The sequence below is a fragment of the Sulfurisphaera sp. genome (genome assembly GCF_059755235.1).
This window is the reverse complement of sequence record NZ_DBPRYF010000046.1, coordinates 254,045-267,161: the sequence shown is the minus strand read 5'-3', so window position 1 is coordinate 267,161 and position 13,117 is coordinate 254,045. Positions and strand designations below refer to the sequence as shown.

General features: G+C 31.6%; 17 protein-coding genes and 1 pseudogene. 9 read left to right on the top strand and 9 right to left on the bottom strand.

Translation table 11 applies throughout. From position 1 onward, the window contains the following. Positions 1-22 precede the first annotated feature (22 nt). Entirely contained in the window at positions 23-187 is a 165-nt protein-coding gene (locus AC3OCB_RS08445) for a 30S ribosomal protein S30e (protein ID WP_498341932.1), read from the bottom strand. 62 nt (positions 188-249) lie between these two features. On the opposite strand from AC3OCB_RS08445, the gene AC3OCB_RS08440 reads away from it, so the two are divergent. The 5 genes from AC3OCB_RS08440 to AC3OCB_RS08420 are packed head-to-tail and all read left to right on the top strand — an operon-like array spanning position 250 to position 4,603. Further along, positions 250-1,488, top strand: coding sequence for a C/D box methylation guide ribonucleoprotein complex aNOP56 subunit (locus AC3OCB_RS08440; protein WP_498341931.1), 1,239 nt, complete (start codon positions 250-252; stop codon positions 1,486-1,488). Between the two features lie 5 nt (positions 1,489-1,493). Next, the gene (locus tag AC3OCB_RS08435) at positions 1,494-2,195 is read left to right on the top strand and encodes a fibrillarin-like rRNA/tRNA 2'-O-methyltransferase (protein WP_498341930.1); all 702 of its coding nucleotides are present in this window, start codon (positions 1,494-1,496) and stop codon (positions 2,193-2,195) included. Beyond that, positions 2,196-2,612, top strand: coding sequence for a DUF61 family protein (locus AC3OCB_RS08430; RefSeq protein ID WP_498341929.1), 417 nt, complete (start codon positions 2,196-2,198; stop codon positions 2,610-2,612). Further along, on the top strand, positions 2,599-3,486 hold the full coding sequence (locus AC3OCB_RS08425) for a helix-turn-helix domain-containing protein (RefSeq protein ID WP_498341928.1): 888 nt from the start codon (positions 2,599-2,601) through the stop codon (positions 3,484-3,486). Before AC3OCB_RS08430 ends, AC3OCB_RS08425 begins: the two co-directional genes overlap by 14 nt. Continuing rightward, on the top strand, positions 3,473-4,603 hold the full coding sequence (locus tag AC3OCB_RS08420; protein ID WP_498341927.1) for a tRNA (guanine(26)-N(2))-dimethyltransferase: 1,131 nt from the start codon (positions 3,473-3,475) through the stop codon (positions 4,601-4,603). The genes AC3OCB_RS08425 and AC3OCB_RS08420 overlap by 14 nt, the downstream gene beginning before the upstream one ends. On the opposite strand, the gene AC3OCB_RS08415 is transcribed toward AC3OCB_RS08420, so the two are convergent. The 3 genes from AC3OCB_RS08415 to AC3OCB_RS08405 all read right to left on the bottom strand — a co-directional run bounded on the left by AC3OCB_RS08415 (position 4,592) and on the right by AC3OCB_RS08405 (position 6,178). After that, a complete protein-coding gene (locus AC3OCB_RS08415; protein WP_498341926.1) occupies positions 4,592-4,969 on the bottom strand; it encodes a winged helix-turn-helix domain-containing protein in 378 nt (125 codons plus the stop codon). The two genes, AC3OCB_RS08420 and AC3OCB_RS08415, sit on opposite strands and share 12 nt — an antisense overlap. Positions 4,970-5,030: 61 nt before the next feature. After that, positions 5,031-5,909 (bottom strand): transcription initiation factor IIB, encoded by an 879-nt coding sequence (locus tag AC3OCB_RS08410; protein ID WP_498341925.1) that lies wholly within the window; start codon positions 5,907-5,909, stop codon positions 5,031-5,033. Further along, on the bottom strand, positions 5,906-6,178 hold the full coding sequence (locus AC3OCB_RS08405; protein ID WP_498341924.1) for a Gar1/Naf1 family protein: 273 nt from the start codon (positions 6,176-6,178) through the stop codon (positions 5,906-5,908). Before AC3OCB_RS08405 ends, AC3OCB_RS08410 begins: the two co-directional genes overlap by 4 nt. Before the next feature lie 160 nt (positions 6,179-6,338). Between AC3OCB_RS08405 and AC3OCB_RS08400 the strand changes: the two genes are divergently transcribed. Then, entirely contained in the window at positions 6,339-7,274 is a 936-nt protein-coding gene (locus AC3OCB_RS08400; protein WP_498341923.1) for a coiled-coil protein, read from the top strand. Continuing rightward, entirely contained in the window at positions 7,231-8,280 is a 1,050-nt protein-coding gene (locus AC3OCB_RS08395; RefSeq protein WP_498341922.1) for a DUF373 family protein, read from the top strand. The genes AC3OCB_RS08400 and AC3OCB_RS08395 overlap by 44 nt, the downstream gene beginning before the upstream one ends. Before the next feature lie 2 nt (positions 8,281-8,282). Here the strand turns inward: AC3OCB_RS08395 and AC3OCB_RS08390 are convergent, their stop codons facing one another. The 3 genes from AC3OCB_RS08390 to AC3OCB_RS08380 are packed head-to-tail and all read right to left on the bottom strand — an operon-like array spanning position 8,283 to position 9,909. Next, entirely contained in the window at positions 8,283-8,498 is a 216-nt protein-coding gene (locus AC3OCB_RS08390; RefSeq protein ID WP_498341921.1) for a DUF5622 domain-containing protein, read from the bottom strand. Positions 8,499-8,521: 23 nt separating this feature from the next. Further along, on the bottom strand, positions 8,522-9,100 hold the full coding sequence (locus AC3OCB_RS08385) for a TATA-box-binding protein (protein ID WP_498341981.1): 579 nt from the start codon (positions 9,098-9,100) through the stop codon (positions 8,522-8,524). Positions 9,101-9,159: 59 nt separating this feature from the next. Beyond that, a complete protein-coding gene (locus AC3OCB_RS08380; protein ID WP_498341920.1) occupies positions 9,160-9,909 on the bottom strand; it encodes a metallophosphoesterase in 750 nt (249 codons plus the stop codon). 45 nt (positions 9,910-9,954) lie between these two features. On the opposite strand from AC3OCB_RS08380, the gene dph5 reads away from it, so the two are divergent. Both dph5 and AC3OCB_RS08370 read left to right on the top strand, forming a co-directional pair. After that, positions 9,955-10,719, top strand: coding sequence for a diphthine synthase (dph5, locus tag AC3OCB_RS08375; protein WP_498341919.1), 765 nt, complete (start codon positions 9,955-9,957; stop codon positions 10,717-10,719). After that, positions 10,704-11,390: a DUF357 domain-containing protein gene (locus tag AC3OCB_RS08370; RefSeq protein WP_498341917.1), complete on the top strand. Its 687-nt coding sequence runs from the start codon at positions 10,704-10,706 to the stop codon at positions 11,388-11,390. The genes dph5 and AC3OCB_RS08370 overlap by 16 nt, the downstream gene beginning before the upstream one ends. Here the strand turns inward: AC3OCB_RS08370 and AC3OCB_RS08365 are convergent. Both AC3OCB_RS08365 and twy1 read right to left on the bottom strand, forming a co-directional pair. Next, a pseudogene (locus AC3OCB_RS08365) lies at positions 11,381-12,010 on the bottom strand (DUF120 domain-containing protein); the annotation flags it as partial. The gene AC3OCB_RS08370 and the pseudogene AC3OCB_RS08365 overlap by 10 nt on opposite strands. 21 nt (positions 12,011-12,031) lie before the next feature. Further along, complete coding sequence (gene twy1, locus AC3OCB_RS08360; protein ID WP_498341916.1) at positions 12,032-13,111, bottom strand: 4-demethylwyosine synthase TYW1; 1,080 nt, start codon at positions 13,109-13,111, stop codon at positions 12,032-12,034. Positions 13,112-13,117 lie beyond the last annotated feature (6 nt).

Genomic DNA, 13,117 nt, shown 5'->3' with positions numbered 1-13,117 from the left:
AGATAAAAACAGATAAAAACATTTATCTAGCAGCTGCACGCCTTGATTGTTTTGCTTTTACAACTCTTTTTTCATATTCTATTCTATTCCTTACTCTTGGAACTTCTTTATGCTTTTCTTTTTTAGGCATTTTTGGTGTTGCATTTCTTACTTTTCCAGCTTTTGTGAGCGATCCGTGGGATGGCATGTTACTAAATAATATACGAAGAAAAATTTAAACTTAAATGCTAATAGTTGATTTGATTACTGATGAAAGTATATATCGTTGAACATGCAATAGGCTCATTTGCCTATGATGAGCAGGGAAAGTTGGTAGATTATGTGCTAAGTAGCAAAGATCTAGGCAAAGTTGTTGAGGCATTAATTGAAAATGAAGAAGGAGCCCCTTTGCCTACTGCTGTAGAGTTAATACAGAAATTAAAACCAAGTGAAGTTGTAGTAGAAAATGAAGCTGAAATCCCAAGTTTACAACAATTAGGGGTCAAAGCAACTTATGAAATACATAATTTAGGGAGCAAAATATTCAGACAATCGTTACCTAAAGTTGCTTTGGAGACTAAGTTTTCTTCTTCTGAAAGCGAATTGTATTCATTTCTATATGACGTTTCTTTTGAATACACTAGAAGAAAACTAAGAAGCGCAGCAAGTAAAAGGGACTTATTAGCAATTCAAGCTATTAGAGCTATAGATGATATTGATAAGACTATTAATCTCTTCTCAGAAAGATTAAGAGAATGGTACAGTATACATTTCCCAGAACTTGACAAGTTAATTGAAGATCATCAGATGTATTCTTCCATAGTATCAAAATTCGGTTATAGAGATGAGATAAGTGATGAAGGACTTAATGAACTCGGTGTAAGTAAAGACTTTGCTATAAAGATTTTGGATGCTGCAAAGAAAAGTATTGGTGCAGATATATCGGATGTTGATATTAAAGCAATAAGAATGTTAAGCGATACGATTCTAGATCTTTATAAGATTAGAGCAGATTTGACAGATTATATAGAATCAGTTATGAGAGAGGTAGCTCCTAACATTACAGCGCTAGTAGGCCCAACACTTGGAGCAAGACTTCTGAGCATTGCAGGAAGTTTAGAAGACTTAGCTAAAATGCCTGCTAGCACAATTCAAGTTTTAGGTGCAGAGAAAGCGTTATTTAGGGCTTTGAGAAAAGGAGGAAGACCACCAAAACATGGTGTTATATTCCAATACCCTGCAATTCATAGTTCGCCAAGATGGCAAAGAGGTAAAATTGCTAGAGCTTTAGCTGCTAAGTTGGCAATAGCGGCAAGAGTGGATGCATTCAGTGGAAGATTTATAGGAGATAAGCTAAATGAAGAGTTAAAGAAAAGAATTGAAGAGATCAAGACTAAATATGCTCAGCCCCCACCCAGAAAGGCTCCTGAACAAAAACCAAGAGAAGAAAAGAGAGAGGGAGGAAAAGGTAAAAAAGGAGGAAAAGGTAAAAGAAAAGGTAGGAGATGAAAATTATGTCAGAATTAGTTAAGTTATCAAAAACTGAGTTTGAGAACATTTTCCAATGCGAATTTAATGACGGAACTACAAGACTTTGCACTAAGAATTTAGCACCTGGCTATAATGTATATGGGGAGAGACTTATTAAAGTAGAAGGGGTAGAATATAGGGAATGGAATGCCTTTAGAAGTAAGCTTGGTGGTGCAATTCTTAAAGGATTAAAGCAAAATCCTATAACTAAAGGTACTAAAGTACTTTATTTAGGTGCAGCATCTGGTACTACTCCAAGTCATATCTCTGATATTGTCGAACTTGAAGGAAAAGTATATGGAGTTGAATTCTCTCCCAGAGTTGTTAGGGAGCTATTACTTGTTGCCCAACATAGACCTAATCTTTTCCCAATTGTTGCAGATGCAAGATTCCCCCAGCATTATAGAACATTGATAGAAGACGTCGATGTAGTATATGTTGACATAGCACAACCAAATGAAACCGAAATCGCATTATATAACTCAAGGTACTTCTTGAAAGAAGGAGGTTATATGATGATGGCCATAAAAGCTAGAAGCATAGATGTTACGAAAGAACCTACAGAGATATATGAAGCAGAAGTAAATAAGTTGAAAGAAGCTAACTTTGATGTAATTCAAGTAATTCAGCTAGATCCTTATGATAAAGATCATGCTATGGTGTTAGGAAAATATAAGGGAAAATGAATGATAGATAAAATATTTGAAATTGGTTTAAAGAATTTTTTAAGTTTTTATCCTCAAGAATTTGTAACCATTAGAGAAGCATTAGATGGTAAATTGGAAATTAAATTAAATGGAGGTTTTACACAAGAGCTTAATAAAGAAGAGATAAATAAACTCTCTCACACAATTCCAATCTATTTGTGGTCACTGGTTAAAGTTCCTTTTGTTATTGTAAAGACTTTGACTCCAGGCGAATATTTAGTAAATGGTAGTGATTGGGAAAAGAAAGCGTTGTCTATAATACTTAACAAGGATATTAGCTTAGGATTGCGTGTTGGTGATGTTGAAAAATTAATAAAAGAGTATAAATCTTTAATAATTATAACATTAAGCCCTATGAATATGGGAAATGAGGCGAATGAGTATGGATACTATTGATAGAGTTGCTGAGTTATTAGTAAAGAGATCTTTGGAATATTCTATGATTAACTACCCCGATAAAAGGGAAAAGTCTATCGATTTAATAGCTATAAATAATAATAATAGAATAGTAGTAAAAATTCTAAGGAGTAAAAAAGTCGCAAAAATCAAGTCCGATCTTCAGAACGTAGCAAAAATTGGTATTGGTATTCCTATAATGATAGATGATACCACAGAACAAGAAGTAATAAATGATAAAGGTAACGTTTTCGAAATGAATATAAACACTTTTGAGAAAATCCTAGACGGTGAAAAAGTCTTTCTTTACAAGACCAGAGGAGGAATTTTTGTTAAGATTAACTCAAAAGAACTAAAAAAGAGAAGAGAAGAAATGGGCTTAAGTTTGGGTGAAATTGCACAAACTTTGGGTGTCTCTAGAATATCAATTTATGAATATGAAAAAGAAGACTCTTATGTCTCTATAGATATTGCAGAAAAACTAGTTGAAATTTTCGGAGAAGATATTTTAGGAGATATTCTTAATAATTTTAGAATAAATGAGATAAATTCGGAAGCCGAGAATTCATCAAGTTCAACAACTCAAGGTAAAATAATTAGCAAACTTTCAGAAAAAGGTTTTAGAATCGCTAGTATGAATTTTACTGCAGTCGATATAATAGCGTCAAAGGAGGAAAAAAAGATGTTCTTTTCTATAGAAACGGAAAACCCTTCAAAGTCCTTGATCAAATTTAATGAGGCTAAAAAAATTAGTGAAAAAATGAATTCTGAACTAATAATTGTTGTTAAGGATAATAAAAATAAAAAAACATATGAAAAAGAGGACTTTAATACTATAGTTGAAAACGAAATTATGAACTATGAATTTGATTGAAGTCAAAGAGGGCAAAGCATCAATACTTGTTCCGAATCCGAAAGATTATGAAAAAAATGGTAAATTTGATCCTAGTTGGGCTCCTGTATTTTACAATCCTAGAATGAAATTAAATAGAGATTTAAGTGTACTACTTTTGAGTCACATAAAACCCAAAAGTGTTGTTGATGCACTTTCAGCATCTGGAATTAGAGGCATTAGATATTATGTAGAGATTGGTAATATAGATAAGCTTATATTAAATGATAAAAATCCTATAGCTGTAAAACTAATAAATGAAAATATAAAAAGAAATAATGTAGTAGCGGAAGTAACTAATAGGGATGCAAACTCTCTTCTATATGAAGTAAAAACAGAATACGTAGATATAGACCCTTTTGGCTCTCCGGCTCCTTTTATTTTATCATCAATAAATACAGTAATAAGTAAAGGCTACGTAGCTTTTACTGCAACAGATTTATCAGCTTTGGAGTGCTCTTCTAAGTTTTCAGCAAGAAGAAAGTATGATTTAATCTGTGAAAGGTTATCATTTTCGAAGGAGCTTGGAATTAGAGGACTTATAGCTAAAGTTATAAGAGAGGCTTCCATCATTGAAAAAGCTGTTTATCCAATTTTTTCTCTCTATCACGATTATTATTACAGGGTATTATTTAGAGTAGAAAACGGTGCAAAGAAAGCAGACGAGTTATTGAAAAAACAAAAATATTATTATGAATGCCCTAATTGCGGTTTTAGAGAGATAGATGATGAATTAGGAAAAAAGAAATGTCCTAGATGCAAAAGTGATATGAGAGTTTATGGTCCTGCATGGAGTGGAGAGCTATGGGATAAAGATTTTCTGATGAAGATAAGGGATAATATGAAAAATTTTGATTACTTAGAAAATTATGTAATATTGGAAAAACTCTTAGATACTATATATGAAGAATCTAAATATAAAACTCCTTATTACAGATTAGATTTTATAGCGTCAAAAATTAAGAGTAATATACCTAAAAAAGAAAACTTAATAAAGTGCCTTAATGACGCATCTATTACTCATTTCGATTATAGAGCTATAAAAAGTGATAAAGAAATAGATGAGTTAACTTTGTGTATTAAAAAATCAACTAGCTAATTTGGTATTGGAGAGGAGATATTTAGATAATTGAGGACATGTTGACGGAGATATATAACTTCCATTACCACACTTTTTAAGATTCTTGCATGTATAACATGGAATCTCTATAATTGAGGAGAGAGAGACATAGATGTCTATCCCGTCATCATCTATTGCAAATAATTTTATTATGCTCTTACCATTCTCTTTTACAGATCTTTTGATTACTCTCTTCTTTTCAATAAGTTTTTTAATTATAAGGCTAGCCTCTTTTGTAGAGAGGCCAAGTTCTTTGATAAGATCTTTCTGAGGTAATCCATTATCTCCAGTTTCTTTTATCTTTTGAAAAGCTAGTTCCTCGTATGATGATGTAGATGTTTCCATATAATCACCGTGTTGGCTATATTTATATATTGTAAAACTTGCTTATTTACTTTATTGTCTTTTAAAGTTTTACCTCTATGTCGAAATTTGATATAATCTCCTTATATCTGTTCCTTATAGTAACTTCAGTTATATTTAGCGTATTAGCAATATCTTTTTGTGTTTTCTTTACATCCATAAGTGTACTAACTAAATAAACACTTGCTGCGGCTAATGCGGTATAACCTTTTCCGCTAGTTAATCCATGTTTATGCATTATACTTAGAAGTTCTGAAGCTTTGGTAGAAACATAAGGTGGTAAGTTTAATTTTTCTACAATCTTTGGTATATATTCTGTAGGCTTTATATTAGGCTTGAATTCTAGTGAACTTTTAGCTACTTTCTGTACTCTATCTAAGGCTTTCCATAAATCGCTTGATGTGATACCATAATTATTCTTTATTTCTTGTAACGATTTAGGTATTTTGTTTACTTGACAAGAATAATATAGTACTGCGGCTATTAGAACGTACATATCTATTCTTTTTGCTTTCCCCTCTTCGATTATTCTTCTTACTAGTAATGACGCGGTCTCTTTTACATATTCAGGTAGGTTTAACTTTGCTGCTTCATTATTCAGAACGGACAAATATGTAACTAGTTTTCTATCCTTCGCAGACACTCTTAGTTTATTCTGAATTATCCTTAGCCTTTGTATTTTAGCCTTATCTTTCGCTCTAGAGTAACCTATTCTTGTAGTTAGTCCCCAGTCATGAACTTTCGCAGTCATCGGAGATCCTGTTCTTTCTCTTTCTAATCTGTCTTCTTCTGTGTAAGCTCTCCATTCTGGTCCTTGATCAATTACATAATCATCTAATACATAACCACAACTTGTGCAAATATATGAACCTCTTGAAGCATCGAAAGTTATACTATCGTTACCGCAATTAGGGCATTTCATCTTTTTCCACCTCTTTTTTCTCTAAACTGAACGTATAGTTTTCCTTCTGGCTTTTTGTTAGTTAAAGGTAGAACTAGTACATATGGTTCTTCAGTATTTCCTATAATTTCAAGTATTTTACCTACTTTATTACCTTTCCCATCCACCAAGATTTTATTACTATACTCTTGGGATGCATAATCCACTTTGGGATTTCCTTTTAATAACCATTTATCATTTAACGTATCTTTATAATACTCTCCTATTTCAACAAGTTTAATTTTTGTCACAAGAATACTATCGTAGTTATTATATTAGATACTATTTATAATAATACTCTAGTAAAAGAAGATGAGGTATTATTAAGCTTAGGATTAAGATTATTGGATTAAAAGCTTAAATTCGAAAGTAGAAATAACTATAATAACTTTGGATAATAGTGATATTCAGATGAGCGACTCAATTGAATCTGAAGAGGAGATTCAACAAAAATTATCCAAGGCTTCTGAAGAATTAAGAAAGTTAAGGGAACAAAGAGAAAAAGTAATAGAAGATATAAGAAAACTTAAGGATAAAAAAATAGAAAAAATAACCAAGCTTGGAGAGATAAGAACTCAATTACAACAGTTAAGAGAGGAGTTAAAGGCTAAAAGCGAGGAAATTAAACAGCTTTCTACTCAAAGACAGAGCCTGCTCCAAGTAATTAATGAACTTAAAAAAGAATTCGAACAAGTTAAAAACGTTGATAAAGTAAAAGAAAAACTAGACCCATCACAAATTTTAAGAAAAATTGAACAATTAGAATGGAAACTCCAAACATCTAGTTTGCCACTAGATGAGGAAAAGAAAATTATACTTAGAATAGCTAACCTTGAGAAAAAACTAGAAGTAGCAAAGAAATTGGCTCAAATAAAAGAGAAAACTAATGAGAGCAGAGCTGAATTATTGGCAAAAAGGGTTGAATTATCTACCATTAGACAGCGTATAGTTGAATTAAGAAATCAAATAAGTGAAAAAATAAAAATATATCAACAATTAAAGAGTCAAAGAGATGCTATAGTGAAAGAAATAGAAGCACTTAATAATCAACTTAATGAACTTGCGAACAAAAATAATGATCTTAAAAATAAAATTAACGCAAAAAAAGAGGAGTTAAAGAAATATAGAGAAGATCTCAATAAAATAAGAGAAACACTGAAATCTAGGAATGTTAATGAGGTATATGAACAACAGCTGAAGAATATGGATAAAGAAGTAATAGAGAGTAAGCGTAAGAAGGCTGAAGAGAAGCTAAAGAATAACAAGAGGTTAACTTTTGATGAACTTTTAATACTGTACTACAATGATAAAGATAATAATGAGCAAGATTCTGGTAATATACGTTGATATTGACGATGACTTAGGTAGAATAGGACTTACAACTCCTATAATAGGGGAAGAGGGCGTCGAAAAAGCGATAAATGTAGCTTCAGAGTCAATTCCTACAGATTCAGATTTTAACACAATGGTAGTGGCTTACAATATTTTCAAAAAATTAAAAAAAGATAACATGGATGTAGAGATCGCATTTATTTCTGGCTCAGATAAAAATAATGTGGAAAGTCAAATAGATTTTTCAAGAAAATTAGATGAAGCAATAAACGCTACAAAAGCGGAAGAAGCAATAATAGTTTATGATAGCCCAGAAGATGCAAAAGCAATCCCTATAATTCAGTCTAAGTTAAAAGTTATTGGTATAGAGAGAGTATTGGTAGAGCAGTATAGAGGAATAGAGGAGACTTATGTATTATTAGGTAAATACATCAAGAAAGCCGTCTCTGAACCTAGATTTGCTAGGTTTTTTTTAGGTGTTCCGGGATTAATTTTAGTCGTAGTAGGAATATTTTCCTTGCTTAATTTAACGGCCTATGCAACTCCATCGATACTAATAATCATTGGCATAGCATTATTAGGAAGAGGACTTAGAATAGACGAATATATTGAACAGTGGTGGGAAAATTCAACTATTATGGTTATTGCTGCAATAATATCGATAATATCTACTATAATAGGCATAATAGAAGGTTATTATGTAGCTGTATCTATAAAAGACCTTTCCTCATCTTCGTCTTTTATAGAAATTCTGAACACAATACTTCCTTTTGTTACATTTGCTATAGTAGTTTTATTTGGAGCTAAGGCAATAAGCAAAATTACGAATAGAGATATAAGGGTCTGGCATGATGTATTTAGAATAATTTCGGTTATAATGATATATTTAATGATATTATTAATACCTAAAAATTTAGAAAGTCAAACTATACTTCAAACAATAATTCTTCTTTCAATAACGACTATAGGGTTAGTTTCATTATATGTAGCATTCTCTATGATTGAAAAACATTTGAAATAAAATTATCTTGGTAATTTATCTCTTATCTCTATTGGTAGATCTTCTTTTTTAACAATTTTTGCTTTTCTACTTGCTCTAGTTACTATTTTATTCAAGAGCACGTAGGCATTTACATCATTGCTTTTTTCAGCTTTTTCATATGATTTTATATATCTTATTTTAGCAAATTTGTTTTTGTCTAATTGCACGTAAATATATTTATCGTGTTTTAGTGTCATGCGTAACATCTACATTTAGTTGCTTAAAACTCTAACTCTTCTTCTTCAAACGGTTTTACGCACTCTAATTCAACTAATTTATCGAAGATTTTCTTAACGGCTTTATGTACTTCTTCTTCTCTCTTAGCCCCAGTAATAACCATTTTCCCGCTACTAAAGATCAATAAAACGACTCTTGGATCATCCATTCTATATATTAAGCCAGGGAATTGTTCCGGTTCATACATATTATTTTCTAATAGAAAAGCAGCTTTATCTAAGTTAACAATTACGTGTAAATTAGCCGATGCAACTATATTTTGTATCTGTATTTTTGGTTTTCCAGTAAGATTCATACCATATTTCTTTAGAGTTTTTATAATTCTTTTAACTGCTTTAATTAATTCATCAGTGCTCTTAGCCCCAGTAACCACCATTTTTCCGGATTTAAATATAAGTGAAGTTACCTTTGGTGCCTCTAGTCTAAATATTAAGCCAGGGAATTGATCTGGATCATACTCAACGTTTGGCACGCTTCTTTCCATAGCGTATAAATCTAATGATTGATCTAGAGTAACAGTAGCTACGATATTTTCTATGTTTACTACTCCCTTGTACGGTATTTCTGATATATTAGGTCACCTGCAAAATAGTTTATAAATACACATTTATAAATTGCTATTTAAAGCATGATGTCTTTTAAAAGATACAATTCAGGGAATTCCATTATGCCCTCTTTTTCAATTATAACGAATGGTTTTGATTTTTCTAGAACTGAAAATTCCCTCATTAATGGTGACATATAATTAGAATGGTTTAGTGAAATATCGTTACCTGCTTGATATATTCCTATGGCTGGCAATATAAGTACTTTAGAATTATTTTTTAGGGGTGTTATCAGAAAGCACGGCATCTTTCGTAAAAAACCTAGTTTGTCTCTTAATCCTAGCCTAGGATGTTCATGTCCTATTATGTATATTTTGTTTTCTTCTACTTGTATGTTGGTATGACCGTGAAATATAACAAGGTTTTCAATAGACAAGGAATCCACAAGTTTTATATTATCGAACTTTTCCGTTAATAGTGAAATATAGTTGTCATGATTTCCTTTTATAACAATTACTTCTATACCTTTCTCTTTTAATTCTTGGAAAATATCTGTTAATTCTGTCTTCTCTTGCTTAGTTAATTTGCTAAAAGAATGTTTTAGATCCCCATTTATTATTATCTTATTTGTTTTAAAAGTATCAATAGATCTATTAATAATATTAATAAATCTTTTCTTTTGAATTTTAGGAATGAATATTCCTTTTGATGCCATTTCTTCTTCATAACCTATGTGAACGTCTGATAATACTATAGAATTAAGTCTTTTTATATAAACCACTGGAAGGTCTTCATCAATGTAAATGTCATCAATTAAGCTTATCATTACCCTTTTATTTGATTTAATACTAATAAATTTCAGTTCGAATACATGTCGGTACTTAAACTTATAGGTTTAGGTCTCTCAAAAAAGTTAATAACGGAAAAAGCTATAGAAGAGATAAGGTCTTGTGATATAGTATTCTTTGAAACTTATACGTCTCTATCTTGTGATATTACGGAAGAAGTCATTAGAAATTTTAATAGTAATGTTAAAGTTGTGGACAGAGGTTTTATAGAAAATAATACAAGAGAAATTTTAAAAATTCTAGGTGAAAAAAAGAGTGTATGCATATTGACCATTGGGGATCCTATGATAGCCACAACTCATGTTAGTTTAGTTGTCGAAGCTAAAAACAAAGGTTATTCGACTTTCATTCTCCCAGGTGTTTCTGTTCATTGTTATATGATTTCTAAGTCTATGCTTTCCTCCTATAAATTTGGTAAATCGGTCACTATAGTTTATCCAAGTGGTAATAAGATAGATACAACTCCTTACAATGTTATATATGAAAACTTCTCCAGAGGGCTACATACCATGCTATACCTTGATTTGAGAGAAAAAAAAGCAATGTCTGCTAATGAAGCAATAAAAATACTATTAGAAATGGAAAAAATAGAAAATAAAGAACTAATTAGAAATGATAGAATAGTTATTATAGGTCAAAGACTAGGTTGTGAAGACGAAGAGGTAATTGCTTTAACGGTTGACCAAGCACTTAATTATAAATTTAAGGACCCACCCCATATTATTGTATTTCCTACAGATAAACTACACTTTATGGAGGTTGATGCTATAAAATGTCTGATGAAATAAGGCAGAGAGCGGAAAAATATATAAAAGGCATGGAAGAAAGGCTACAAAAAATCCCCGGCACAATCTATGATAAATATAGAAAAGTATTAGATTTAGCTAAGCAATATACAGAGGATGCAAAATATTATTTAAATAAAGGAGATGATGAAACAGCTCTTGTTGATGTTGTGTACGCGGAAGGTCTTTTAGACTCAGTTATATTCAATGAAAATCTAGATATTGAATCTGAAATATCTAAAAAAGTCTTTGTGGGAGGCACTTTTGATATAATTCATCCGGGGCATATTGAATTTCTGAAAGAAGCCTCGATGTATGGAAGAGTTTATGTTTCTGTAGCTAGAGATAAGAATTCAGAAAAAGTCAAGGGGAGAAAACCAATAAACGATGAAATGCAAAGATTAGAAGTCGTCAAAAGTATACGATATGTATATGAAGCGTTTTTAGGAGATGAAAATGATTTTCTAAAAAGTGTTGAAAGAGTTAAACCTGATATCCTATTCTTAGGCCCCGATCAACATGTCGACATAGAAAAATTAAAAGAAGAGTTAAAGAAAAGAGGACTTGATAGCATAGAGATTATAAGGATGAAGGAAAGAATAAACAAATGGGTTCATCCAAGTACATCATCTGTAATTCAAGAAATAGTAAAAAGATATTGTAATCAAAGGTAGACTTCTATTGAAATTTCGTCACCATCTTTGAGGCTTAACCTTTCTCTTAAATAATACGGAGATATTATTTCTATTACACTCTTAGGATGGGTAGTTCTTGCTGGGATTACAATTGCTGCTGGAGATAAAGAATTAATAGATGAAGGAAATGCTTTTACACTTCCTAGAACTCTATTTGGCTCCTTGTGTTCTGGGATTACTATACCTTTAGCTACATCAAGAATTAATCTATTTTCTAATGATATCCTATCATAGATTACAAGGTTTAATGTTCCGGCATAAGGTTCAAACCCTAGATATTTCTTAAAAGATTCCATGTAATATGGTAATGATAAGAATATTCTACCTTCTCCTAGCCCACTTGTAACTTTTCCTTTGATATGCAATGTTCTTGTCCTTAAGATTAACTGTAGCATGTCTTCTATACAACTCTTTAGTTCTTCTTCTCCCTTATCTGTGAGTTTAATATATTCCCCTTCTTTAGTAAGTATTCTTTGAATTATTCCATCTTCCTCTAGTTCTTTTAGTTTTCTTGATATAGTTTGTTGTGATAGTCCAGTCTCTTTTGAAATCTCTGTTTGTGTTATTACTTTATCTGTATTTAATAGTTTAAATAATTTACATGCAAATAAGGTCTCTTTTCAAATTCCACCCTCCTCTGTACATCCTAGTTCCGCTTCCTTATATTCTCCATTTATGTCATCATCAATATCTTTAGTTCTCCAGTCCCATTTATCATTCCATGCTTTTCCAATTTGTATTGGTTTATCTAATTTACTTAGCAATACTATTCTACTTGGCACATGCTCTGAAATAATATTGTAACCGGTATATTCTGATAACTTCTTTGAAAATTCTCTAATTTCGGAATGTCTAGGCATAGCATCCTTACTTAATCTATAAGTTGAAGGACCTACATGCATATACGCTTTAACTTCTATGTAGGTTGGTTGCGCTATTTCCATAAGTTTTGCGAATTCTTTTGCATCATCATCGCTCATATTGAATCCTTTTATCATTGTCATCCTTATTACTGTAGGAGAACTAAAACTTGGTAGCATCTCTAGCGTTTTCATCACTAAATTCCAAGAGTTAGCAACTATAGGTCTGTTAATTATCTTGTGTTTTATCTCATTTGGTGCTTGTAGAGATACAAATAGTTGTGTAGGTTCTTCATCTAAGCTTGCTAAGATATCAGGTCTTACTCCGCTAGTTACTAAAAACGTAGTTAAACCCCTTTTGTGATACTCTTTTATCAACTCGCCAAGTTTATCATATAATGTTGGCTCTCCAGTAAGGCTTATTGCAACGTGTTTTGGAATTGTTGCCTCTTTAGCTTTTTCCTTATCAACTCCTTCTCTTCCAAAGTACCCGGATACCGCTCTTTTGTGTTCTTCTATACTTTTTTCCGCTATAAGATCTGGGTCGTCTTCTACTGGCATCTTAGTTTCATCCCATTCAACGCCTATGTCTTCAGGTTCTAATCTCCAACAATGCACGCATCTAAACCAACACCAAGCCGCTGTTGGTGACATTTGCACACATCTGTGACTCTCTATTCCGTAAAATTTTCCTTTATAACAATATCTACCAGAAGTTAACGCCTCATGAGTCCAATGGCATTTTTTGTATACACTATGACTACCAACTATGTGATATTTTTCTTTTTCTAGCTCTTTCATTATTAAACTTAAAGTATCAATTCTAAGATTACTTACCATCAATAA